General features: G+C 68.5%; 23 protein-coding genes. 16 read left to right on the top strand and 7 right to left on the bottom strand.

Annotated features, from left to right (window positions below):
• The first annotated feature begins 45 nt into the window (after positions 1-45).
• The 15 genes from guaA (at position 46) to HYU53_18185 (ending at position 17559) form a co-directional block, all read left to right on the top strand.
• Positions 46-1584, top strand: a complete 1539-nt coding sequence (gene guaA, locus HYU53_18255) for a glutamine-hydrolyzing GMP synthase (protein MBI2223136.1) — start codon at positions 46-48, stop codon at positions 1582-1584.
• An 11-nt stretch (positions 1585-1595) separates the two neighbouring features.
• Positions 1596-5093, top strand: coding sequence for a DNA polymerase III subunit alpha (gene dnaE, locus HYU53_18250; protein ID MBI2223135.1), 3498 nt, complete (start codon positions 1596-1598; stop codon positions 5091-5093).
• Positions 5094-5095: 2 nt separating this feature from the next.
• Positions 5096-6094 (top strand): acetyl-CoA carboxylase carboxyltransferase subunit alpha, encoded by a 999-nt coding sequence (locus tag HYU53_18245; protein ID MBI2223134.1) that lies wholly within the window; start codon positions 5096-5098, stop codon positions 6092-6094.
• A 1-nt stretch (position 6095) separates the two neighbouring features.
• The gene (gene recJ, locus HYU53_18240; protein MBI2223133.1) at positions 6096-7865 is read left to right on the top strand and encodes a single-stranded-DNA-specific exonuclease RecJ; all 1770 of its coding nucleotides are present in this window, start codon (positions 6096-6098) and stop codon (positions 7863-7865) included.
• A 53-nt stretch (positions 7866-7918) separates the two neighbouring features.
• Positions 7919-9583: a hypothetical protein gene (locus tag HYU53_18235; protein MBI2223132.1), complete on the top strand. Its 1665-nt coding sequence runs from the start codon at positions 7919-7921 to the stop codon at positions 9581-9583.
• Complete coding sequence (locus HYU53_18230; protein MBI2223131.1) at positions 9568-10038, top strand: hypothetical protein; 471 nt, start codon at positions 9568-9570, stop codon at positions 10036-10038. The genes HYU53_18235 and HYU53_18230 overlap by 16 nt, the downstream gene beginning before the upstream one ends.
• A complete protein-coding gene (lptB, locus tag HYU53_18225; protein MBI2223130.1) occupies positions 10039-10764 on the top strand; it encodes an LPS export ABC transporter ATP-binding protein in 726 nt (241 codons plus the stop codon).
• A gap of 16 nt (positions 10765-10780) precedes the next feature.
• Positions 10781-12208, top strand: coding sequence for an RNA polymerase factor sigma-54 (gene rpoN / locus HYU53_18220; protein MBI2223129.1), 1428 nt, complete (start codon positions 10781-10783; stop codon positions 12206-12208).
• 22 nt (positions 12209-12230) lie between these two features.
• A complete protein-coding gene (gene raiA, locus HYU53_18215) occupies positions 12231-12773 on the top strand; it encodes a ribosome-associated translation inhibitor RaiA (protein ID MBI2223128.1) in 543 nt (180 codons plus the stop codon).
• 26 nt (positions 12774-12799) lie between these two features.
• Positions 12800-13783: an HPr(Ser) kinase/phosphatase gene (gene hprK, locus HYU53_18210; GenBank protein MBI2223127.1), complete on the top strand. Its 984-nt coding sequence runs from the start codon at positions 12800-12802 to the stop codon at positions 13781-13783.
• The gene (rapZ, locus tag HYU53_18205; protein MBI2223126.1) at positions 13780-14721 is read left to right on the top strand and encodes an RNase adapter RapZ; all 942 of its coding nucleotides are present in this window, start codon (positions 13780-13782) and stop codon (positions 14719-14721) included. Before hprK ends, rapZ begins: the two co-directional genes overlap by 4 nt.
• An 81-nt stretch (positions 14722-14802) precedes the next feature.
• Positions 14803-15213, top strand: coding sequence for a PTS sugar transporter subunit IIA (locus HYU53_18200; protein ID MBI2223125.1), 411 nt, complete (start codon positions 14803-14805; stop codon positions 15211-15213).
• The gene (locus HYU53_18195; GenBank protein MBI2223124.1) at positions 15213-15485 is read left to right on the top strand and encodes an HPr family phosphocarrier protein; all 273 of its coding nucleotides are present in this window, start codon (positions 15213-15215) and stop codon (positions 15483-15485) included. Before HYU53_18200 ends, HYU53_18195 begins: the two co-directional genes overlap by 1 nt.
• Positions 15476-17206, top strand: coding sequence for a phosphoenolpyruvate--protein phosphotransferase (gene ptsP / locus HYU53_18190; GenBank protein MBI2223123.1), 1731 nt, complete (start codon positions 15476-15478; stop codon positions 17204-17206). The genes HYU53_18195 and ptsP overlap by 10 nt, the downstream gene beginning before the upstream one ends.
• The gene (locus HYU53_18185; GenBank protein ID MBI2223122.1) at positions 17203-17559 is read left to right on the top strand and encodes a cupin domain-containing protein; all 357 of its coding nucleotides are present in this window, start codon (positions 17203-17205) and stop codon (positions 17557-17559) included. Before ptsP ends, HYU53_18185 begins: the two co-directional genes overlap by 4 nt.
• Positions 17560-17638: 79 nt before the next feature.
• Here HYU53_18185 and HYU53_18180 read toward each other — a convergent pair whose 3' ends face one another.
• The 7 genes from HYU53_18180 to HYU53_18150 form a co-directional block, all read right to left on the bottom strand.
• The gene (locus HYU53_18180) at positions 17639-18073 is read right to left on the bottom strand and encodes a single-stranded DNA-binding protein (GenBank protein ID MBI2223121.1); all 435 of its coding nucleotides are present in this window, start codon (positions 18071-18073) and stop codon (positions 17639-17641) included.
• Positions 18074-18099: 26 nt separating this feature from the next.
• A complete protein-coding gene (gene ybgF / locus HYU53_18175) occupies positions 18100-18909 on the bottom strand; it encodes a tol-pal system protein YbgF (protein ID MBI2223120.1) in 810 nt (269 codons plus the stop codon).
• 11 nt (positions 18910-18920) lie between these two features.
• Positions 18921-19496: a peptidoglycan-associated lipoprotein Pal gene (pal, locus tag HYU53_18170; protein ID MBI2223119.1), complete on the bottom strand. Its 576-nt coding sequence runs from the start codon at positions 19494-19496 to the stop codon at positions 18921-18923.
• 9 nt (positions 19497-19505) lie between these two features.
• Positions 19506-20882 carry a Tol-Pal system beta propeller repeat protein TolB gene (gene tolB, locus HYU53_18165; GenBank protein MBI2223118.1) on the bottom strand — a complete coding sequence of 459 codons (1377 nt, stop codon included), beginning with the start codon at positions 20880-20882 and terminating at the stop codon, positions 19506-19508.
• Positions 20879-21661, bottom strand: coding sequence for a TonB C-terminal domain-containing protein (locus HYU53_18160; GenBank protein MBI2223117.1), 783 nt, complete (start codon positions 21659-21661; stop codon positions 20879-20881). The genes tolB and HYU53_18160 overlap by 4 nt, the downstream gene beginning before the upstream one ends.
• Positions 21662-21736: 75 nt before the next feature.
• Positions 21737-22198: an ExbD/TolR family protein gene (locus tag HYU53_18155; protein MBI2223116.1), complete on the bottom strand. Its 462-nt coding sequence runs from the start codon at positions 22196-22198 to the stop codon at positions 21737-21739.
• A 3-nt stretch (positions 22199-22201) separates the two neighbouring features.
• Positions 22202-22897, bottom strand: a complete 696-nt coding sequence (locus HYU53_18150; protein MBI2223115.1) for a MotA/TolQ/ExbB proton channel family protein — start codon at positions 22895-22897, stop codon at positions 22202-22204.
• 158 nt (positions 22898-23055) lie between these two features.
• On the opposite strand from HYU53_18150, the gene recN reads away from it, so the two are divergent.
• Entirely contained in the window at positions 23056-24711 is a 1656-nt protein-coding gene (gene recN, locus HYU53_18145) for a DNA repair protein RecN (protein ID MBI2223114.1), read from the top strand.
• Positions 24712-24725 lie beyond the last annotated feature (14 nt).

The raw sequence follows: 24725 nt of genomic DNA, 5'->3' as shown, positions 1-24725 counted from the left end.
CGCAGCACACCTTATAATAACGGGATACCGTTCGGTCCCAGCCCAGTGTCCCATCAAACGATCGTCGTTCTCGATTTCGGCTCGCAGTACACCCAGCTCATCGCCCGGCGCCTGCGCGAGCTGTCCGTGTATTCGGAAATCCTTCCGTACGACACGCCGCTCGACGTCATCCGTGCGAGGAAACCCGCCGGGATCATCCTGTCCGGCGGCCCCAAGAGCGTATCGGAGCCCGGCGCGCCGAAATGCGACGCGAGGGTCCTCGACGCTGGCGTGCCGGTGCTCGGAATCTGCTACGGGATGCAGCTGATGACGTCGACCCTCGGCGGCGGCGTGGCCTCGGCGCCGCACAGGGAGTTCGGTCACGCCACGATCCAGGTGAACGCGGCGGACGCCGCGCTGTTTGCCGCCGTGCCCGACGAGCTGAAGGTGTGGGCGAGCCACGGCGACTACGTGACGACCGCGCCGTCGGGCTTCACCGTGATTGCGACCAGCGCCAACGCGCCCGTCGCCGCGATGCAGGACGCCTCGCGGGGCCTCTACGCGCTGTTGTTTCACCCCGAGGTCGCCCACACCGAGAGCGGGACGGAGATCCTCCGCAACTTCGTGTACCACGTGTGCGGATGCCGCGGCGACTGGACGATGACGTCCTTCGTGGACGAGGCGATCGGGCGGATCCGCGCCGAGGTGGGGCAGGGGAGCGTCATCTGCGCGTTGAGCGGCGGCGTGGACTCGACCGTCGCCGCGATCATCCTCCATCGCGCCATCGGTGACCGCCTGACGTGCGTGTTCGTGGACAACGGCGTTCTGCGGCTGGACGAGGCGAAGCAGGTGCTGCAGCGCTTCGAGCGTCTCCGGCTGCCGGTGGTCTTCGTCGATGCCGGGAGGGAATTTCTGGGCAGGCTTGCCGGCGTCGCCGATCCCGAGAAGAAGCGCAAGATCATCGGCGCCACCTTCATCGACGTGTTCGAGCGCAAGGCGCGCGAGCTCGGGCGCTTCGACTACCTGGCGCAGGGAACGCTGTACCCGGATGTCATCGAGAGCGTGTCGGTCGTCGGCCCGTCGCACGTCATCAAGAGCCACCACAACGTCGGCGGCCTTCCCGAGCGAATGCAGTTCACGCTCGTCGAGCCGTTGCGCCAGCTGTTCAAGGATGAAGTTCGCCTGCTTGGCAAGGAACTCGGGCTCGACGACGAGTTCGTCTGGCGCCAGCCGTTTCCCGGGCCCGGCCTGGCGGTGCGCGTGCTCGGCGACCTCACCGAGGAGCGGCTCGATCTGGTGCGCCGCGCGGACGCCATCATCGCCGACGAGGTGCGGCGCGCGGGCTGGTACCGCCGCCTGTGGCAGTCGTTCGCCGTGCTGCTGCCGGTCCAGAGCGTCGGCGTAATGGGCGACGCGCGGACCTACGAGTTCACCGTGGCGGTTCGCGCGGTCGAGAGCCGCGACGGCATGACGGCCGACTGGGCGCGGCTGCCGCACGACCTGCTCGCCACGATCTCCTCGCGCATCGTCAACGAGGTCAAGGGAATCAACCGCGTCGTGTTCGACATCAGCTCGAAGCCGCCGGCGACCATCGAATGGGAATAGCGGCCTGATTCATGTCTGAATTCGTCCACCTTCACCTCCACACCGAGTACTCGCTGCTCGACGGCGCGTGCCGGATCGAGGAACTGCTCGACCGCGCGGCGGACCTGAAGATGCCGGCGCTCGCCGTCACCGAGCACGGGAACATGTTCTCGTCGGTCGTGTTTCACGATGCCGCACGGAAGCGCGGGGTGAAACCCATCCTCGGCTGCGAGGTCTACGTCGCGCCGGAGAGCCGCCTGACGAAGAGCGGCACCCCCGGGGAGACCGCCAGCCACCTGGTGCTGCTCGCGGAAACGCTGGAGGGGTATCACAACCTCATCAAGCTGGTCTCCGCCGGCTACACCGAGGGCTTCTACTACAAACCGCGGATTGACAAGGATCTGCTCGCGCGGCACGCCCGGGGCCTCATCGGGCTTTCGAGCTGCCTGAAGGGGGAGGTCGCCACCGGAATCCGGACGGAGAAGATGGACCGCGCGATCCGTGCCGCGGCCACGTATCGCGACATTCTCGGCCCGGGGAACTTCTTCCTCGAGATGCAGTTCCAGGGGATCGAGGAGCAGCGGGTCGTCAACAACGGGCTGTTGCCGATCGCGGCGGACCTCGACATGCCGCTGGTGGTGACCAACGACGTTCACTACCTGAAGCGGACGGACCACACGCCCCACGACATCCTGCTCTGCATCGGCACGGGCAAAGTCGTCAATGACACGGAGCGGCTGCGGTACCACGGCGACCAGTTCTTCCTGAAGACGCCCGCGGAGATGTGGCAGGTCTTCGGAGACTATCCAGAGGCGTTGAGAAACACCGTGCGCATCGCCGAGCGGTGCGACGTGACGCTGCCGAGCGGCGAGAACTTCCTCCCGAACTTCGACGTGCCGGCTCCTTTCACGCTGGATGATTATTTCGAGCACATGACGCGCCAGGGGTTCGCCGAGCGCCTGCCGCGGCTGCGCGCGCGCGCGCAGCGCGGCGTCCTGCGACACACGATCGACGAGTACGAAGCGCGCCTCACGTACGAGATCGAGATGATCAAGAAGATGAAGTACCCCGGGTACTTCCTGATCGTCTGGGATTTCATCCGCTACGCGCGCGAGCGCGGCATCCCCGTGGGGCCCGGGCGGGGCTCGGCCGCGGGAAGCCTCGTCGCGTACTGCCTGCGCATCACCGACGTCGACCCCCTCGAGTACGACCTCATCTTCGAGCGCTTCCTGAACCCCGAGCGCGTGTCGCTGCCCGACATCGACATCGACTTCTGCGAGCGGCGCCGCGGCGAGGTGATCGAGTACGTCACGCGGAAGTACGGCCGCGAGAACGTGGCGCAGATCATCACGTTCGGGACGATGAAGGCGAGGGCGGTGGTGCGCGACGTGGGCCGCGCCCTCGACATGCCGTTCGCGGACGTGGACAAGATCGCGAAGCTCATTCCGCCGGCGCTCGACATGACGCTGGACAAGGCGCTCGAGGAAACCGCGGCGCTCAAGGAGCTGTCGCAGAAGGACGAGCGCGTCGGGAGCCTGCTCGAGGCGGCGAAGCGCCTCGAGGGGATGACGCGCCACGCGTCGGTCCACGCGGCGGGAGTGGTGATTGCGCCCAGGCCGATCGTCGAGTTCGCGCCGCTCTACAAGAGCCAGAAGGATGAAATCACCACCCAGTGGGCCATGAAGGAGGTCGAGCGCGTCGGCCTCCTCAAGATGGACTTCCTGGGGCTGAGCACGCTCACGCTGCTCTTCGACGCGGTGGCGGAAATCAAGCGCACCACCGGCCAGGAGCTGGCGCTCGAGGATATTCCGCTCGACGACGAGAAGACGTACCAGCTGTTCTGTGAAGGGCTCACGAACGGCGTGTTCCAGTTCGAGAGCTCGGGGATGAAAGACACGCTGCGGAAGGCGAAGCCGCAGTGCCTGGAGGACCTCATCGCGCTGAACGCGCTCTACCGGCCTGGCCCGCTCCGCGGCGGGGTCGTGGACGACTACATCGCGCGCAAGCACGGTCGCGTCGAAATCAAGTACGAGCTGCCGAAGCTCGAGCCGATCCTCAAGGACACCTACGGCGTCATCGCGTACCAGGAACAGGTCATGCGGATCGCCAGCGACGTGGCGGGCTTCACCATGGGCGAAGCCGACATGCTGCGCAAGGCGATGGGCAAGAAGAACGCCGCGGTCATGCAGGCGCAGCGCCAGCGTTTCGTCGACGGGGCGCAGGCGCGTGGCGTCAACACGAAGAAGGCCACGAAGCTCTTCGACCTGATGGAGTACTTCGCCGGGTACGGCTTCAACAAGTCGCACTCGACGACCTACGCGTACCTGGCATACCAGACCGCGTATCTGAAGGCGAACTATCCCCGGCACTTCATGGCAGCGCTGCTCACCATCGAGGCGCAGAACACGGACAAGCTCGCGATGTACCTCGCGGAGTGCCGCGAGCTGGGCGTGCCGATGCTGCAGCCCGACGTGAACGCGAGCGAGCTGGCGTTCACGGTCACGCCCGAAGGGGTCCGCTACGGGCTGATGGCGGTGAGGAACGTCGGGGAAGGGGCGATCGAATCGATCCTCGGCGTCCGGCGCGAGCTGGGGCGCATCGAGTCGATCTTCACGCTGTGCGAGCATGTGGACCTGCGGCTGGTCAACAAGCGCGTGCTCGAGAGCCTCGTCAAGGCAGGCGCGCTGGATTCGCTCGTCGAGCCGGGCGCGGGGCCGGGTTTGGCAAGACCAGCAACTCGCGCGCGGCTGTTCGGCGCCGTCGACCGCGCGCTCGAGCACGGCAACCGCCGCCAGAGGGACCGCGACAAGGGGCAGTCGGATCTGTTCGGCGCCGGCGCGGCGGGCGAGGGGCCCGCCGAGCAGATTCCGCTGCCGGACGTCGCGTCGTGGAACGACATCCAGCAGCTGGCGGGTGAAAAGGAATCGCTCGGCTTCTACATGAGCGGCCACCCCATCGAGCGCCACGCCGAAGACCTCCGCGAGTTCGGCGCGAAGCCGATCGCCGAGATGACGGCGTCGGAAGCCGACGTCTGGGTCGGCGGCATCGTGTCCGGCTTGCGTCCGCTGAAGACCCGAAAGGGAGACCGGATGTGCGTCTTCATGCTCGAAGACATCGCGGGGTCGCTCGAGACGGTCGTCTTTCCGGAAACGTTCTCCCGGTTCGGCCACCTGGCGGAGGCCGACGCGATGCTGGTCGTTCGCGGCAAGTTCGAAAAGGACGATGAATCGGCGCGGCTGGTGGCGACCGAAATCCTGCCGATTGCCGCGCTCAAGGAGCGCGTGGCCCGCGAGGTGGCCATTCGCGTGTCGATGCCCCCGCACGGCCGCGACACGCTCGAAGCGCTCGCCGAGGTGCTCGCGAGGCACCGCGGGGACCGGCGGGTCAGCATCGAGCTGGAGATGAAGAACGGCGGCGGCCGGGCGCTGCGCGTCCGCGCCGACGTGGGTCAGATGCGGGTGCGGCCGTCCGAGCGCCTGGTGGCCGATGTCGAGCGGCTCTGCGGCAGTGGTAGCATCACCTTGCGCTGATCATGCCTACAGACCTGTTCCTCGAGTTCGAAGAGCCCGTGGCGGTGCTCCACAAGGAGATCGAGGCGCTCACCATGCTGCCGCGGACGCCGGAGCGCGACCGCTCGATCGAGAGCCTGCGCGCGCGCGCCCAGTCCATCCGCGGCGAAATTTACGCGAACCTGACGCCGTGGCAGCGCGTGCTCGTGGCGCGCCATCCGAACCGCCCGAACACGCTGGATTACGTCGAGCTGCTGTTCACCGACTGGCTCGAGCTGCACGGCGACCGCCGGTTCGCCGACGACCACGCGATGGTGGCCGGCCTCGCCCGCTACAAGGGGCAGCCGGTCTGCGTGATCGGCCACCAGAAGGGGAGCGCCGACACGAAACAGAAGATCTACCGGAACTTCGGCTACTCGCGCCCGGAGGGCTATCGCAAGGCGCTCCGCGTCATGAAGTTCGCCGAAAAATTCAAGCGTCCCATCATCGTTTTCGTGGATACGCCCGCCGCGTATCCGGGCATCGAGTCCGAGGAGCGCGGCGTGGCGGAAGCCATCGCTTTCAACCTGCGCGAGATGGCGGTGCTGCAGACGCCGATCGTCATCATCGTCTCGGGTGAGGGGGGCAGCGGGGGCGCGCTCGGCATCGCGATCGGAGACCGCGTCCTGATGCAGGAGTTTGCCGTCTACAGCGTCATCCCGCCGGAGGGATGCGCGGCGATCTTGTGGCGCGACGCGAACCGGAAGATCGAGGCCGCCGAGGCGCTCAAGATCACGGCGCCCGACCTGTTGCAGCTCGACATCATCGACGAGATCGTCCCCGAGCCGGTGGGCGGCGCCCATCTCGATGCCGGGGCGGCGGCGGCGCTGCTCGACAGCTCGCTCGAGCGCACTCTGCGCGAGCTTCGCGAGACCCCGGTTGAGGTCTGCGTGGAGCAGCGGTACCAGAAATTCCGCCGCATGGGACGCCTCGGCCAGGCGTTCGCGGACGAGTCGGCCGGCGAGCCGGCCGGCGCGGAGTAGCGTGGCCGCCGCCAAGCCGCTGATCTGGGAGCAGCACCCGCACGACGCGGCACGCAGCGCGCGGCTCGCCGCCGCGCTGGGAGTGCATCCCGTCATCGCGCGCCTGCTGTGCGCTCGCGGGCTCGCTGACCCGGACGCCGCCGCGCACTTCCTCCAGCCCACGCTCGCCGACCTGCACGATCCGATGCTGCTCGCGGGACTCCCGGCGGCGGTCGCCCGGCTCGAAGAGGCGGTCGCGCGGAAGGAGCCGATCGCGATTCACGGCGACTACGACGTCGACGGCATCACCGCCACCGTGATCGTGCGTCGCGCGCTGGAGCTGCTGGGCGGCCGCGTCACCCATTTCATCCCCGAGCGAATGAAGCACGGCTACGGGCTGCAGGCGGACGCCATCGAGCGGCTTGCCGCCGAGGGGGTTCGCGTCGTCCTGTCGGTGGATTGCGGCATCCGCGGCGCGGACGCCGCGCGGCGCGCGCGCGAGCTGGGCGTGGACCTGATCATCACCGATCATCACGAGCCGGAGGATGCGCTGCCGGATGCCCTCGCGGTCGTCAATCCCAAGCGCCACGACTGCGCGTATCCGTACAAGGACCTGGCGGGCGTCGGCGTGGCGCTCAAGCTGGTGCAGGCGCTCTGCGAGCGGGCGGGACGCGGACGCTGGCTTCCCGCGTTCGTGAAGATCGCGGCGCTCGGCACGCTCGCCGACGTCGTGCCGCTCACCGGCGAGAACCGCGTCATCGCGCGCGTCGGCCTGGACGGCCTCACGCGCGGGCCGCACACGGTAGGCATTCGCGCGCTCCTCGAGGCGGCCGGCCTGACCGGCAAGCGGCTGGACAGCTTTCACGTCGGCTTCGTGCTCGCGCCGCGCATCAACGCCGCGGGACGCATGAGCACGGCCGAGATCGCCACGCGCCTGCTCCTGGCCACCGACGAGAGTCTCGCCGCCGAGGCCCGGGACCTGGCCGCGCAGCTGGAGTCGGAAAACCAGCGGCGGCAGCAGGAAGAAGCGTCCATCGTCGCCGAGGCGCGCAAGGCGATCGAGAGCGATCCGGCGATCGGCGCGCACAACGTGCTGGTCGTCGCCGGCGAGGGGTGGCATCGCGGCGTCATCGGGATCGTCGCGTCGAAGCTGGTGGAGACGTTCAGCAAACCGGCCATCGTGCTCTCGGTGGAGGGCGAGGTGGCGCACGGGTCGTGCCGGAGCATTCCCGCATTCAACATGCTCGGCGCGCTGGAGCAGGTGCACGACGTGTTCGTCCGGTTCGGCGGGCACCGCCAGGCCGCAGGGCTCACGATGGAAGCCGGGCGCGTCGCGGAGTTCCGATCGCGCATCAACGCCATCGCCGACCAGCGGCTCGAGCCCGGCGATCTGGTGCCGCGGCTGCGCATCGACGCGCCGCTGTCGCTCAAGGCCATCGGGAAGGAATTGCTGGACGGCCTGCAGGCGATGGAGCCGTTCGGGCTGTGCAACGCGCGGCCGGTGTTCTCGGCCGCGCCGGTGGAGCTGGCCGACGCGCCGCGGATCATGAAGGAACGGCATCTCAGCATGACGGTCCGGCAGGACGGACGGGTCTTTCGTGCCGTCGCGTGGCGTGCGGCCGAGCGAGCCGCGCTGCTCCAGGAGCACCGTCAGAACCTCGCGCTGGCCTTCTCGCTCGATCGCAACGAGTACCAGGGCGAGACGTACGTCCAGCTGACCGTCTGCGACATCCGGCCGATGGAAGCGCTCCAGTGGCGCGAGCCCTGCGGGCTCGCGCGGGCGAACCCGTAGGGCTCGCCCCACGGGTGACGCCGGTCGGCGTGCGATAATTCGCTGATAATCCAATGTCTTGGCAGCGGTGGCTCCGGACGGCCCTCGGCCTGTTTCTCGTGGCGCTCGTGCTCGTCGTGGCGCTCACGATGCGCCGGCGCGCGCCCCAGCCCGCGGTAGACACCGTCAAGCGAATCGATCCGAGCGCCGCGGTCGAACTCCCGCAAGGGGCCGACATCGTCTGGACCGAGAAGGGGCGTGAAGTCTTCACCCTCACGTTCCAGCGCGCGCTCACGTATCCGGACGGCCGGTCGGTGTTCAGCGGGGCCGACGTCCGCATCCCGGATCGCGGCGGCCGCACCGTCTCGGTGAGCGCCACTGACGCGGAAGTGCGCAACGCTCCGGGGCAGCCGCGAAGCGTCGTGCTCCGCGGCAACGTCGTCCTCAGGTCGAGCGACGGGCTGACGCTCAACAGCCGGGACGCGACGTACTCCGAGCAGGATCGCATCCTCCGCATCCCGGGGGCCTTCACCTTCACGCGGGCGCGCACCAGCGGCAGCGGCACCGGCGCGACCTACGATCAGAACGCGGCCGTCTTCGTCGTGAGGCAGGACGCGCGGATGAAGATCGAGCCGGACGCGGACGGCAGCGATGCGATGGAGATCGCAGCGGGCTCGGCGACCATGGATCGCACGCAGCACCTGGTCAGGTTCGAGCAGCACGCGACCGTGCTCGCCGGGACGCAGACGACCGAGGCGGAGACGCTCGTCGCCTACCTGACCGGCGATGACGAGCGCCTGACGCGGGTGGAACTGCGCGGCGGATCGCGCGTGCGCGATGAGAGCGCGGCCGCCGGCGGGCTGCGCGCCATGGAAGCGCGCGACATCAACCTGGCCTACGCACCTGACGGCCGGACCGTCCAGCGCGCCGAGCTGCGCGGGCAGTCCGTCCTGGAGCTTGCGGGAAGCGGTGGGGCCGGCCGGCGCCTTGCGGCGGAGACCATCGATGCGGATCTTGGCGCCGACGGCCGGACGCTGCAGCAGCTCACCGCGAGCGAGCGCGTGCAGCTCGACCTTCCGCAGGAGGACGACGCACCCGCCCGCCGCATCCGATCCCGCTCGCTCAGCGGAGCGGGAGACACGGGCGGGCTTCGAAACGTCACGTTCATCGGATCCGTCGAGTACCACGAGTCGCGCGCCGCACGCGGCAGGACGGCCGCCGTCGATCGCACGGCGCGCTCCGATCGGCTGGACGCGACGCTGAAACCCGGCTTTGGCGCACCCGAGCACGCGATCTTCCGCGGGCGCGCGGCGATTCGCGACGGGCAGACGACCGGCGAAGCCGGCGTGGCTGACTACGCGCCCGGCCGCAATCTGATGACACTGGAAACGCCCGCGGGGATCCCCGGACCCGCGCCGCGGGTGGCCGACGATCAGGTCTCGCGCCGCGCAGGCTGCACGCGAAGGGTGATGTGCGGAGCATTATTTCATCAGGGCACAAGGAGAAGGGGAACAGGCAAGACGCCGAGAACGCGCGCCGCCGCCCGGCGATGCTCAACGACAGCGATCCGATCAACGTCACGGCGCAGGAGCTTCAGTATGACGCGGACGCGTCGCGCGGCACCTACACCGGCACTGCGCGCCTCTGGCAGGCGGACACGACGCTCCAGGGGGACACGCTCGTCCTCGACGACAAGGCCGGCAACCTCTCGGCGAGCAAGCGGGTGCGCACGCGCATGATGCTGGAGCAGGTGGACGACAAGACCAGGGAGAAGAAGCCGATCGAGTCGATCGGGTCCTCCGACGAGTTCGCGTACGAGGACGCGGCGCGACGGGCCACGTACACGGGCGCCGCGCACCTGACCGGCCCGCAGGGAGACATCACCGCGAAGAAGATCGAGCTGTTGCTCGACGCCGATGGCCGGACGCTCGACCGCGCCGACGCGTACGACGAGGTGGTTGCGCGGCTCGAGGGAGGGCAGCGCGCGTCCGGCACACGGCTCACGTATTTCAGCGGAGACGGACGTTACGTGATGACTGGAACGCCGGTGAAAATCCTCGAAACCGTCGAGGGCGGATGCCGCGAAACGCTCGGCGCGGCTTTGACTTTCGTCAGATCGACTGATACGATCAGCGTCGTCGGAACCGAGGGAAATCGCAGCCGGACGATGCCAGGACGTTGCGCGGAACGCTGAATGGCGACGCTTCGCGCACAGGATCTGACGAAGTCGTACGGCGGACGCACGGTGGTTCGAGGCGTGGGCCTCGAGGTGGCGTCCGGTGAAGTCGTCGGGTTGCTCGGTCCGAACGGCGCGGGTAAGACGACGACGTTTTCGATGGTCGTCGGGCTGACGGCGCCCGACTCGGGACGCGTGACGCTGAACGGCGCGGACGTCACCGGCGACCCGATGTACGTGAGGGCGCGGAAGGGGATCGGCTACCTTCCGCAGGAACCGTCGGTCTTTCGCGGCCTGACGGTCGAGCAGAACATCCTCGCGATCCTCGAGACCCTCGATCTCGACGGTTCCTCACGCCGCGCGCGGCTGCGCGAGCTGCTGGCCGAGTTGAACCTCACGCCGCTCGCCAGGGCACGCGCGTACACGCTCTCAGGGGGCGAGCGTCGTCGCGTGGAGATCACGAGGGCCCTGGTGATCTCGCCGCAGTTCATCCTGCTCGACGAGCCCTTTGCGGGCATCGATCCCATCGCCGTCGCGGATATCCAGAAGATCATTTTTCATTTGAAAGCGCGCGGAATCGGGGTACTGATTACAGACCACAACGTGCGGGAGACCTTGAAGATTACCGACAGGGCATATATCGTGCATGACGGAGCGATTTTCAGGAGCGGCACGCCGGATTCGCTGGCGGCCGACGAGGACGTGAAACGCATCTATCTGGGCGCGGATTTCCGGTTGGACTGACTGACCCAAGGGGCTCATGGCGATTCAGCAGAAACTGCACACGAAGCTCGTTCAGAAGCTCATCCTGACGCCGTCGCTGCAGCAGGCGATCAAGCTGCTGCCGATGTCGACGCTCGAGCTCGCTGATCTGCTGAACCAGGAGATGGTCGAGAATCCGCTGCTCGAGGAAGTGCCGACCGAGGATCTCCAGCCCGCCGAACAGACCCAGGAGAAGGCGCAGGCCGAAGAAAAGCCGCAAACCGAAAAGGGCGACGTCTGGGATGACGCCGACTACGACTACTTTTTCGGCGATTATCTCGACGAAGGGTACCGCCCGCGCACGCCGACCGAAGTCAAGGAACTGCCGCCGATCGAGAACACGCTCTCGACCGCGGCGTCGCTCGCCGACCACCTGGAATGGCAGCTCTCGCTCCAGACCGACGACCTGCTGCTCAAGCAGATCGGCGAGGCGATCGTCGGCAATCTCGACGACGACGGCTACCTGGTGGCGTCGGTGGACGAGATCGCGGCGATGGGGGAGTGGAGCGTCGCGGACGTGGAGCGCGCCCTGCAGCACGTGCAGACGTTCGATCCGATCGGCGTTGCCGCGCGCGACCTGCAGGAGTGCCTGACGCTGCAGCTGCGGCACCTCGGGCTGGGCGGCACGATCACGGAGAAGATCGTCACCGACCACCTGAAGCTCCTGCAGAACCACCAGGTGCCCGAGATCGCACGAAGGCTGGGCGTGACGGTCGACGAGCTGAAAGAGCACATCGAGGTCGTACGCAACCTCGACCCGAAGCCCGGAAGCCGCTACAACCCGACGCAGTCGCAGTACGTCATCCCGGACGTCTACGTCGTGAAGGTCGAAGACCATTACGAGGTGTTCCTGAACGAGGAAGGGCTGCCGCAGCTCCGGATCAGTCCCGTCTACCGCCGGCTGCTCGACAAGAACAGCGACAACAGCGCCGAGACGCGGGCGTACGTGAAGGACAAGTTCCGGTCCGCGCTGTGGCTGATCAAGTCGGTGGACCAGCGGCAGAAGACGATTCACAAGGTCGCGACCAGCATCGTCAATTTCCAGAAGGAGTTCCTCGATCACGGCATCGAGTACCTGCGTCCTCTCGTGTTGCGCGACGTGGCGAACGACATCGGCATGCACGAATCGACGGTGAGCCGCGTCGTGAACAACAAGTACATGCACACGCCCCAGGGCGTGTTCGAGATGAAGTTTTTCTTCCACAGCGGCATCAGCAGTTCCTACGGCGAGAGCGTGTCATCGGTGACGATCAAGCAGCGGATCCGGAAGATCATCGAGAACGAGGATCCGCGCAAGCCGCTCAGCGACTCGAAGATCGTCAGCATCCTCCAGAAGGAAGGGCTCATCCTGGCCCGCCGCACGATCGCGAAGTATCGCGAGGAGCTGAAGATCCCGACCTCGAACCAGAGGAAGCTGCTGTACTGACGCACTCGGAGCGCGACGAATCATGCGACTCGAGCTCACCGGACATCACGTGGACATCACGCCGCCGCTTCGCCAGCTGGTCGAGCGGCGCGTCGCCAAGTTCGAGCGGATGCTGAACAGCGCAGCCCTCTCGGCGCACGTCGTCTGCAAGGCGGACAAGTACCGGCGCGTGATCGAGATGACCATCCACGCGCGCGCGGATCACATGCTCCACGGGCAGGGGCAGGGATCGACGTGGCAGGCGGCGATGAAACAGGCCGCGGAGAAGGTCGAAAAGCAGGCGCGCGACCTCAAGGACCGCTGGAAGGAGCGCAAGCGGCACGCGATCGGCGCGCGAAAGCTCGCCGCCGCCGAGATCACCGGCGTGAGCCGCGCCGACGTGCCGCCGCGCGTGGTCCGCGCCGCCAGCTACGCCGTGCCGTCGCTCTCGGTGCACGACGCGGCGCAGCGGCTGAACGACACGACCGACGGCTTCCTCGTGTTCCGCAACAACGACTCGGACGAACTCAACGTCATGTACCGACGGAAGGACGGGCGCTTCGGCCTGATCGAGCCGGAAGCCTAGCTGCGTTGAGCGCACATCCCGCAGGCGTGACGGTCGGGGCGGTGCTCAGCGAACGCGGGGATGGCCCCGATATCGACCTGACTCTCCTGGCCGGCGCCGCCGGCCTGTCGCGCCCGGTCAGCAGTCCGCACATCCAGAAAACCGGTCTCGCGCTCGCGGGCTTCGAGCAGTTCCTGCGCCCGGGGCGCGTGCTGATCTTCGGCGAGAGCGAGCTGCGGTACCTCGAGGCGCTGCCACCGGCGGCGCGTCACGAGGTGGCCGCGCGCGTGCTGGCCCGCGACATCCCGTGCGTGGTGATCACCGGCGGCTTCGAGCCGGCCCGGGAGCTCAGCGAGGAAGCCGCGCGCGCCGGCGTGCCGCTGATCCAGACGCCGCTGCCGACGCCGACCGCGATCGCGAAGCTGACGGCCAGGCTCGAAAGCCACCTGGCCGTGCGCGGCATGGTGCACGGCGTCCTCATGGACGTCCTCGGCCTGGGCGTCCTGGTGATGGGGGAGAGCGGCATCGGAAAGAGCGAGTGCGCGCTCGATCTGATCGTGCGCGGGCATCGCCTCGTCGCCGACGACACGGTCGAGCTCCGCCGGCGCGGCGAAGGGGTCGTGCTCGGCAGCTGCCCCGATCTGACGCGCTACCACATGGAGATCCGCGGCCTGGGCGTGATCAACATCCGCGACCTGTTCGGCGTGGCCGCCACGCGTTCGTCGAAGCGGGTGGAGCTGGTCGTGCACCTCGAACGATGGGATCCCGTGCGGGAGTACGACCGCCTCGGGCTCGACGACGAGCGCCACGACGTGCTCGGGGTGTCGGTGCCGATGATCCGCATGCCCGTCGCGCCCGGACGGAACCTCGCGATCCTGGTGGAGGTCGCGGCGCGGAACCAGCTCCTGCGCGCGCGCGGTCACCATGCGGCGCGCGAGCTGGCCGAGCGGCTCGCCCGCGAGCTGGAACGGCCGGCGGCGGTCGAGGAGGAGCACGGCGAGGACGATCCTGAGCGGGGGAACGGCGGGTGAAGCGCGCGCAGCTCGAACGGGGAACGCCGGCGGCCGGCGAGCGGCGAGGCGAGCGGCGCCGCGGCCGCCTCGCGAACCGCTTCGTCGTGATCACGGGCCTGTCTGGCGCGGGCAAGTCGCAGGCGATCCGCGCGCTCGAGGACCTCGGCTACTTCTGCGTGGACAACCTGCCGATCACGCTGATACCTACCCTCGCGCAGTTCACGCTGCGCGCCGGCAGCGACATCGCGAAAGCCGCGGTGGTCGTCGACATCCGCGAGCGCACGCTGCTCTCGCAGTTCCCGCGCATCTACAGCCGGCTGCAGGACACGCCGGGGCTGAACCCGCGGTTGATCTTCCTCGAGGCCACCGACGCGGCGCTCGTCCGGCGCTTCAGCGAGACACGCCGCCCGCATCCGCTCGCGCCCGACCGGTCCGCCGCGGAAGGCATCCGCGAGGAGCGCCGGCGCCTGCAGCAGATCCGCCGCATGGCGGACCAGATTCTCGACACCAGCGCGATGACGGTCCACGATCTGCGCCGCGCGTTCCTCGGCCTGTCCCGGGAAGGCTCGGCCCAGGCGCCGCTCGTGGTCACGATCCTCAGCTTCGGCTTCAAGCACGGCATCCCGGTCGATTCCGATTTGCTGTTCGACGTGCGGTTCCTGCCGAACCCGCACTTCGTGCCGGGGCTGCGCCCCTACTCGGGCAAGGACCGCCCGGTGATGCGGTTTTTGGAGCAGGCCGAAGGCACCCACGAGTTTCTCGATCGCACGACGAACCTCCTGGCCTTCCTGCTGCCGCAGTACATCAGCGAGGGGAAGTCGTATCTGACGATCGGAATCGGATGCACCGGCGGGCGCCATCGCTCCGTCGCGATCGCCGAAGCCCTGCGGAAGAGCCTGTCGAAGCTCGAACACGTGAAGGTGCGCGTGAGGCACCGGGATATCAACAATGAATAGGCGTCAGGCACGAGGCACGGGGCACAAGGCCGATCGCACAGCCTTGGCTCGTGCCTCGTGCCCCGTGCCTTGTGCCTGCTTATGTCCATAGGCGTCGTCGTCGTCACCCACGGGCAGCTCGCCACCGAGTTGCTGAACGCCGCGGAAATGATCGTCGGCGATCTCCCGCAATTCGTCGCCGTGTCCATCGGCTGGCACGACGACGTGGAGGTCGCGCGGGAGGCGATCGCACGCGCCCTGGGGCGCGTGCGCAGCCAGGACGGCGTGCTGATCCTCACCGACATGTTTGGCGGCACGCCGGCGAACCTCGGGGTGACATTCCTCGAGCCCGACAAGGTGGAAGTGATTACCGGCGTCAACCTGCCGATGCTCATCAAGCTGGCTCGCGTGCAGAAGACGGGCGGGCTCCTTGAGGTCGCCCGCGATATGCGGGAGCACGGCCGCAACGCCATCTGGGTGGCGACTGACCTGCTCGAGACGAGGACACCCTGATGCTGTCGCGCCAGGTGACGGTGGGCAACGTGCTCGGCCTCCACGCCCGGGCCGCCGCGCGGTTCGTGCACACTGCGGGGACGTTTGCCGCGCGCGTGCGGGTCTCGCGCGACGGGCGCGAGATGGACGGCAAGAGCATCCTCGGCCTGCTCCTGCTCGCGGCCGGCCGCGGCGCGGTACTCACGATTACCACCGATGGTCCCGACGAGGCCGGCGCGATGGAATCGCTCGTGCGCCTGGTGGAAGAAGGGTTCGGCGAGCCATGCGTCTGACCGGAATCGGGGTTTCGCCAGGCACGGCAACCGGGCGCGCGCTGCTGCTCACGCGGGGCGCCCTCGAGCTCCGCTTTCGCGTGCCGGAGGCGGCGGTCGGGCACGAGCTTGAACGCCTGGAGCAGGCGCGGCGGGTTTCGCGCTCGCAGCTCACCGACATCAAGACGCACATCAGCCGCCTCGCCGGCGCGGAGCACGCCTACCTGTTCGACGCGCAGCTCCTGATGCTGGACGACGCGATGCTCGTGGATCGCGCCGCCTCGCTCATCCGCTCGGACGGGCTGAACGCGGAATGGGCGATGCACCGCGCGTCAGACGAGCTCGTGTCGATCATCGAGAGCGCCGACGATCCCTACCTGCGCGAGCGCAGCGGCGATCTCGCGGACGTGGTCGGCCGGATCGGCATGAACCTGCGGGCGACCAATCGGAACCCGGCCGACGTCCTCGACGACGTGCCCGGCCCGATTGTCATCGTCGCCGACGAGCTGCCGGCGTCGATCGCGGCGCAGATCGACTGGAAACGCGTCAGCGGGTTCGTGACGGACGCCGGCAGCTGGACCTATCACACCGCGATCCTCGCGCGCTCGCTGGGCGTCCCTGGCGTGGCCGGCCTCCGCGACGCGACCACGCGGATCGCGCCGGGCTCGACGATCATCGTGGACGGCGCGACGGGAGACGTGCTCGTCGATCCGCAGCCGGAAGACCTCACCGAGGCGGAGCGGCAGCGCGCCAGGCGCGCCGCCGAGACGGATTCGCTGCGGGAGTTCCGCCACCTGCCCGCCGTGACCATGGACGGCGTGCGGATCGTCATCGACGCCAACATCGAGCGCGTCGAGGACGCCGCCGGCGTGCGCGGGTCCGGCGCCGAGGGGATCGGCCTCTATCGCACGGAATATCTCCTGGGCGGCGGCCTCCCGGAAGAAGACCAGCAGTACGCGACGTATCGAGCGGTGCTCGAGGAAATGAACGGCGGGCGCGTCACGATTCGCACCTTCGATGCCTCCGAGCGGCAGGCGTCGGAGCTGCCGCTGGACGCGGCGGCCGCCGCCGCCGGCGTGCGCGGCGTTCGCATGAGCCTGCGCGAGCCGGAGGTGTTTCGCACCCAGCTCCGCGCCCTGCTGCGCGCCGCGAGACACGGGTCGCTCCGGATCATGTTCCCGTTCGTCACGGGCGTGGAGGAATTGCGCCAGGCGATCGCCCAGCTCGATCAGGCGGCGGGCGAGCTGCGGCTGCGCGGCGAAGACCCGCCGGACGTCCCGATCGGCGCGATGGTCGAGGTGCCGTCAGCGGCGCTCACAGCGGATCTCCTGGCGCGCGAGTGCCACTTCCTGAGCATCGGCACCAACGACCTGATCCAGTACTGCCTTGCCGCGGACCGGATCGACGGGCGCGCCTCGTACCTGTACGAGCCGCTGCACCCCGCGGTGCTGCGGATGCTGCGGTTTGCCGTGCGCGTCGCGCGGCGCCACCGGCGATCGCTGGCGCTCTGCGGCGAGATGGGGGCCGACCAGCGGATGCTGCCGCTGCTCATCGGCCTCGGGATCCGGGAGATCAGTATGCGGCCGGCGGCGATCCCGCAGGCCAAACAGATGATCAGGTCGGTCCGCGCGGACGAGGCCCGGACCCTCGCGGCGCGCGCGATCGCGTGCGCGACGGCGCGCGAGGTCGAGCGGCTGCTCGACACCTTCCTGGCACACACGAGACAGGCCACGCCAAAATGAGCGAACAGATCACACGAGTCGACAAACCCTGGGGTTACGAGCTGCACTGGGCGAAAACCGACCGCTACGTCGGCAAGCTGATTCACGTGAATGCCGGCCATGCGCTCAGCCTCCAGTACCACAACCTGAAGGACGAGACGATCTATCTCTCGTCAGGGCGCCTGCTGTTCGAGATCCAGCAGGGGGACACCCTCACCAAGCGCGAGATGCGGCCCGGCGAGAGCGTCCACATCACGCCCAGGACGATCCACCGCATGACCGCGATCGAAGACAGCGACATCTTCGAGGTGTCCACGCCGGAACTGCACGATGTGGTGAGGCTGGAGGATCGGTACGGGAGGGAAACGAAGTAAGGCACGAGGCACGAGGGAAATTCCCGGCACCCGCATCTCGTGCCTTCCTCGTGCCCTGTGCCTTGTGCCTTCTGCCTGCTCAGAACGGAATGTCGTCCTCGCTGAGCTCCGCGGCGGGTGCCTCGTGCTGGGCCCCTTCGCTGAGGTCGGCCGGCTCGCTCCGCGCATACCCGCCGCGCCCGGCGCCTCCGCCGAGCAGGACGACGCGGTCGCCGCGGATGTCGGTGCTGTAGCGCTCCTTGCCTTCCTTGTCGGTCCACTTGCGCGTCTGCAGCCGCCCCTCGACGTAGATCTGCTTTCCCTTCGTGAGGTATTCCGACAGCGATTCGGCGGTCTTGCCCCAGAGCACCACGCGGTGCCACTCGGTCTTTTCCTGCTTCTGGCCGCTCTTGTCGTTCCAGACCTCGGTCGTGGCCATGTTGATCGTCGCGACCGGCGCGCCACCCGGCGTGTAGCGCAGCTCCGCGTCGCGCCCGAGATTGCCGACGAGGATCACCTTGTTCACACTACCCATTGTCTGTCCTGCCTTCTGACCTCTGGTTACGCGCCCGGCTTGCTCAGGCGCTCGAGCGCCTGCCTGGCGAGCGTCGCCGTGTTGGAGTCCGGGAAGTTCTTGATGACGTACTCGAGCGATTGCCGGGCGCGATCCGCCTGCCCGAGCCGCTCGAACGCGAGCCCCCGCTTGTAGTACGCCTCCGCCACGCTCTCGGTCCCCGGATAGGCCGCGATCAGCTGATCGTATGCCGCAATGGCGTCCTTGAAGCGGCCCGCCGCGTAATGCGCCTGGCCGATGTAGAACGCGGCCTGCGGCGACATCGGCGACTTGGGGTACGCCTTCAGATACGTCTGGAACCCCTGAATGGCGAGATCCCACTGGCCGGCCGTGTAGTCGCCGAACGCCAGGTCGAACAGCTGTTTCGGCGTCGTCCCCGTTGCGGGCGGCGCGTTGGGATCGACCGGGGCCAGCGGGTCGGCGGCCGGCGCGGGCGCCGGCTGGCTCAGGGCCGTCGTGCGCAGGCTCTCGACTTCCTGCGAGAGAGTGGCGATCCGCACGTTGGTCTCGTCCGCCTTCTCGCGCACGATCCGCACGTTCTCGCCGAGCGTGTCGATGACGAGCCGCTGGTCGGCGAACGCCTTGCGCGTCACGCCCGACTGCTCATCGATCTTCGCGTTCAGGGCCTTGAGCGTATCGTTCAGGCCGTTGAGCGCCTGCTGGAGCTGCTGCGTCTGTTCCTGGAGCATCCGGAGCTCCGCCATGATGATCCGGTGCTCGCGATCGGCCGCGAACAGCGGGGTCGCGGCCGACCAGGCCAGGACGCACGCGACGACACCTGCGAGGGTCCGCTGCATGGCTCTCTCCCTCACTTCGCCGTGACGACGAAGTGCGCCCGGCGGTTCTTCGCCCAGGCCTCTTCATTGTGCCCCGGATCGAAGGGGAATTCCTTGCCATAACTGATCGTGCGCAGCCGGTCGGCCGTGATCCCCAGCGAGACGAGGTAATTGCGGGCCGAGAGCGCCCGGCGCTCGCCAAGCGCCAGGTTGTACTCCGCCGTGCCCCGCTCGTCGGCGTGCCCTTCGATCGTGATGGTCCAGCTCGCGTACTTCTTCAGCAGCTCGGCATTCTGGTTGAGGGTCGCCTGCGCGCCCGAGTCGATCTCCGAGCTGTCGAAACCAAAGAACACCGGCTGGAACGGCGACTCGCGGTTGAGCGTGTCCAGGTCCTTCGTGTTCAGATCGGTCTCGTCCACCGACGGCTCGGGGGGAATCGTCGGCTCCTGGGTCGGCGCCGGCGGAGCCGGCGGCGGGGGAGCCGTCGCCGGCTCGGACGGCGGCGGCGGTGTCGGCCGCGCGACCGGCGGCTGCTTCTTGCCGCGGCACGCGACGCCGCCCGCCAGGACGACGACCAGCACTAGGAACAGCAGCGCTTTCACTCGCATTGCGATCTCCTATTGTGACCAGCCGGGGAACCGGTTGTTTCCCGAGTTTGTGATCTGCCTCAGGTCGCGGCCGTCGCGCGCGATCGTGAACACCTGGGTCTTGCCGTTGCGCGTGGAGGTGAACGCCAGGTGGCGGCCGTTGGGGGCGAACGCGGGGCTCTCGTTGGATCCCTCGCCGAACGTGATCTGCCTGGAGGTCCCGGTCGCCACGTCGTACACCTTGATGTCGTATCCGCCGCCCGACCGGCAGGTGTACGCGATCTCGTTGAACGGCGCAACCGACCACGTCGCGCGGTCGCAGTACGACTCGGCGGTAATCCGGCGCAACCCGACCCCGTCGACGCCGACGATGTAGATCTGCGGCGAGCCGCTGCGGTCCGACGTAAACGCGACCTGCTGCGCCGTGGGGGACCAGGTCGGCGTGCTGTCGATCGCCGGGTGGTTGGTCAGGCGGCGGAGGCCCGAGCCGTCCGCGTTCGCGACGTAGATCTCGGAGTTGCCGTCGCGGTTCGACGTGAAGGCGAGCCGCGCCCCGTCGGGCGACCACGCCGGCAGGAAGTTGTGGATGCGATCGGTGCCGTTGGCCGGGCGCTCGAGCTTGCCCTGGTAGATGAACGACACGAACACGTCGGGGAACCCGCGGCGGTAAGAGGTGTACGCGATCGCGCGGCCGTCCGGCGACCACACCGGGGTGATGTTGAGCGTCCGGTTCACCGTGACCCGGCGCTGGTTCGCGCCGTCGTAGTCGGCGATGTAGATCTCCTGGATCGATCGATTCTCGATCGGCCCGCCGAGCCGCTCGCCGTCGCGGTCCGACGAGAAGGTCAGCTTCGTGCGCGCCACGCCGCGCAGCGCGCGCTGGTGCTGGTGGATCTCGTCCGCGACGGTGTGCGCGTACTGCCGAGGGTTGGCGGCGCTCCCGCTGTACTCGCGCGCCAGCACCGACTGCCGCGTGCGCACGTTGTACAGCTTCACGCGCACCTGCAGGCCGCCGCTGGCGCTGCGCTGCACCGAGCCGAGCACCAGCGCGTCCGCGCCGAGCTCCAGCCACCGGTCGAACGGCGGCGTGTCGATCGAGGCGGCCGCCGGAATCGAGCGGTACGTGTCCCGCGGGATCAGGTAGAACTCGCGCTCGAACTCCAGGTCCTTGAAGAGCACGTCGGCGACCGTCCGCGCGGCCTCCACCGTTTCGCGGTCGGAGGACAGCGCCAGGAATTCCGGCACGCCGTACTTCGGCGGGCCGCCGGTCGGGCCGGAGATCACGAGCTGCACTTCGGTCTGCTGCGGCGGCGGGGGCGGAGGCACGGGCTGCGGCGGCTGCACCTGGTGGGCGGCCACGCCCGCCGCGGCCGCCAGCACGGTCGAGAGGAGGATTCGAAGTTTCATCGGCGCTGATACTGAAAAATGAGATGCACCGTCAGGTGATTCTCCGTGAACTGGCGCGGCAGCGGCGGCAGCCGCTTCGTGACGAGCACGGACCGCTGGGCCTCGCGATCGAGCGCGAAATAGCCGCTCGGCTTCTCGAGCTCGACCTGCGTGAGCGTGCCGTCCCGCAGGATCGTGAACTTCACCTGCGACTGGCCCGACACCTCCTGCTTGCCGTTCCAGTTCGCCTGGATCAACTGCAGCATCGTCTGCAGGTACTCGGGGCAGCAGAAGTTGCCGACATCCAGGTATCCGCCGGTGCCGGATCCGCCGCCCGTGGTCAGCCCGAAATTGTTGCCCCTCCCGCCGGTCTCGACCCTCGCGCTCCCTTCCTGGATCTCGGTGCCGAACGCGGGACGCCGCGCCTTCGCCTGGTCGGAACCGGCCGCGACCGTTGGAGGCGGCGTCGTGCGGGCGGCCGGCTTCTGCTGCGGCAGCACCATCTCGGGCGCCTTCGGCGCAGGGGGCGCCGGCGGCTGCGGCTTCGCCTGCGGCGGCGCGACCTCCTGCACCGCGCGGCCGCCGATCGCGGTCATCCCGCCGGTGCGCGGGCCGGGAGTGCCGCCGAGCGAGATCATCATCGGCGCGGCCTGGCGCGCCGGCTCGTGCCAGTCCCGCGGCATCAGCGCCAGCGCGACGAGCACCGCGACGTGCGCGGCGATCGACACGGGCAGCGCCCGCGCGAGGCCGTCCCCCTGGCGCGCCCGCTGGACGAGGATGTCGGTGACGAGTTCGTGCATATCACAGTGGTCGGTGGCCAGTGGTCGGTGGCCAGACAGAACCTACTGACCACCGATCGCTGTCCGCTACAACTTTCACCTGAGCGGCTGCGAGACGATGCCCACCTTCTCGACGCCCCCCTCCTTGAGCTTGTCCAGCACCTGCATCAGCTCCTGCAGCGTCACCCCGCCATCGCCGCGCAGGAACACGGACTTGTCCGACCGCGCGAGCAGCGCCTGCCGCACGCGCTCGTTCAACACGTCGACGCGAATCGTGTCCTTTTCCATCTGCACGCGCCCGTCGCGGCGGTAGGAGAGCGGCACCGTGATGTAGATCGGCTCGGCCGTCACCGGCTGCGCCCGCCGCGCCTGCGGCAGGTTCACCGAGAGCCCCTGCTGCATCATGGGCGCGGTCACCATGAAGATGATCAGCAGCACCAGCATGACGTCGACGAGCGGCACGACGTTGATCTCGGCGAGCGTGGTCGCCACGCGGCCGCCTCGCGCCCGCCGGCCGGGGCGCGGCGCCGAGCCACTCGTATCGTGAACCTTCGGCATGGCCTACGTGAAGTTCCGCTCGGCGATGTTCAGGAACTCGAGGGCGAAGTCGTCCATCTCGGTGGCGAACTTCTTCACCCGGTTCGTAAAGGCGTTGTAGAAGTAGACGGCAGGGATCGCCGCCGCCAGCCCCGCCGCCGTGGCAATCAGCGCTTCGGCGATGCCGGGCGCCACCACGCCGAGGCTCGTCGCGCCCGCCGCGCCGATGCGCTGGAACGCGGTCATGATGCCCCACACCGTGCCGAACAGCCCGATGAACGGCGTGATGCTTGCCGTCGTCGCGAGGAACGGAACGCGACGCTCCAGCTTTTCGAGCTCGATGGCCGACGCGCGCAGCAGCGCGCGGTCGACCGCGTCCAGGCTCTTGAGTGTAGGACGCGCCGCGGCGGGCTGCGGCCGGACGTCATGGCCCGCGCCCGCGCCGTGCGACTGCTGGCGCAGTTGCAGGTTCAGCTCCGCGTAGCCCGCCTGGAACAGCCCCACGAGCGGGCTGTCGTTGAGCGTCCGGCAGACCGCCTGCACCTCGGAGAACTTCGCGCTCTTGCGGAAGATGTCCAGGAAACTCGACGAGTGCCGATCCGCCCGCCGGTACTGCCAGTACTTGTAGAGGACAATGGCCCACGACAGGGCCGAGAAAACGAAGAGGCTGATCAGAACGACCTTGGCGAGGGGGCTGGACCGGAGGACGAGGCCAAGGATGTCGGTCGAGAGCTCTTCAGGAGTCTGAGACAAGCCGCTGCCTGCCGCCTGCAGCGCAAAGGCGTAGTATCCAACCGTGCGCAAACGCTCCTCCGCACATTAGACCTGCGCCGCTGGGACAGCGCGAATGGGTAAGTGTATCATGGGTTTAGCCCCTCATGCTGCGGTTCCTGGCCATCCGCCGGCTGGCCGTCATCGACGCCCTCGAAGTGGAATTCGGCTCCGGCTTCAACGTCCTGACAGGCGAGACGGGCGCGGGCAAGTCCATGCTCGTCGAAGCCGTCGGACTGCTGATTGGCGGCCGGGCGTCGCCTGACCTGGTGCGCACCGGCGAAGAGACCGCCACGATCCAGGCGGTGTTCGAGCCCGGCGACGGCAGGGAGCTCGTCGTGCGCCGCGAGATCTCGGCCCAGGGACGCAGCCGCGCGTTCATCGACGATGCGCTCTGCACGACGGCGGCGCTGCGCGAGCAGTGCGGCGGTCTCGTCGATCTCCACGGCCAGCACGAGCACCAGCGCCTGCTCGATCCGGCCACGCACCTCGAGGTCGTGGACGAGCACGCGAAGCTGCACATCGAGCGCGCGGCTGTCGCCGACGCGTTCGCGGGGTGGACGCGCGTGCGCGGCCTGGTGGAGGAACTGCGGCGCGCGGAACGGGACAAGGCGTCGAGGCTGGACCTCATCACGTTCCAGCTCGGCGAGATCGAGAAGGTCGCCCCGCTGCCAGGCGAAGACGAGCAGCTGGCCGCCGCCCGCCACGTGCTCGCCAACGCCGACAGGTTGAGCCGCTTGTGCGCCGACGCGTACGACGCGCTGTACGAAGGGGAGCACGCGGCGCTCGCAGCGCTCGCGGCGGCATGGAAGAAGGTGGCCGAACTCGCCGCGCTCGATCCGACGTTCCAGCCCTACGTCGACGCGCGTGACGGGATCAAGTCGCAGCTGGAGGATCTCGCGTACTTCCTGCGGTCGTACTCGGCGGACATCGATGCCTCGCCGGAACGCCTCCAGGAGGTCGAGGATCGCCTCGCCACGCTCGAGCGCCTGAAGAAGAAGCACGGCGGATCGCTCCAGGAAGTCATCGAGAGGAGGCGCGCGCTCGCCCGCGAACGGGAGCTGATGGAAACATCCGCAGACCGCGCGGCGACGCTCGAGGCGGAGCTGGCCGCCGCGCGCGAGCGCTACGTGACCGCGGCCACCACGCTGTCGCGCGCGCGGCACGCTCACGGCGAACGGCTCTGCCGCGCGATCGAAAAGGCGCTGGGGGAGCTCGCGATGCCGCGCACGCGCTGCGAGCTGCGGCTGAACGCGAGCCAGTCGGAAGAGGCGTGGACGGAGCGCGGCTTCGACAGCGGCGAGTTCTACCTGTCGCCGAATCCCGGCGAGGACGTCAGGCCGCTCGCGCGCATCGCATCCGGCGGCGAGCTGTCACGCGTCATGCTCGCGCTGAAGAACCTGGCGGCGACCGATGCCCCCGGCAAGACCCTCGTCTTCGACGAGGTGGACGCGGGGATCGGCGGGGCAGTGGCGGATATCGTGGGCGCGAGGCTGCGCGGGCTCGCCGACCGCTACCAGGTGCTGTGCATCACGCACCTGCCCCAGATTGCCGCCTACGGCACGTCCCATTACGTGATTGAAAAAGGCGTGAAGAGCGGCCGTACAATCACCACCGTCGAGGAAGTCAGCGGGCCGGATCGCGAGGCAGAGCTTGCGCGAATGATTGGCGGCACCGACATTGGATCGGCGGTCCTCGCCTCGGCGAAGGCGCTGCTCAGCGCGCGCCAGGACGCCGGCGCACCCAGGCGAAAGAACCGGTAAGTCGACTTTAGACG

This window comes from Acidobacteriota bacterium, from assembly GCA_016184105.1.
Lineage (GTDB): Bacteria > Acidobacteriota > Vicinamibacteria > Vicinamibacterales > 2-12-FULL-66-21 > JACPDI01.
Note: the sequence above shows the minus strand (reverse complement) of the source record. Positions and strands in the feature narration are given on the sequence as shown.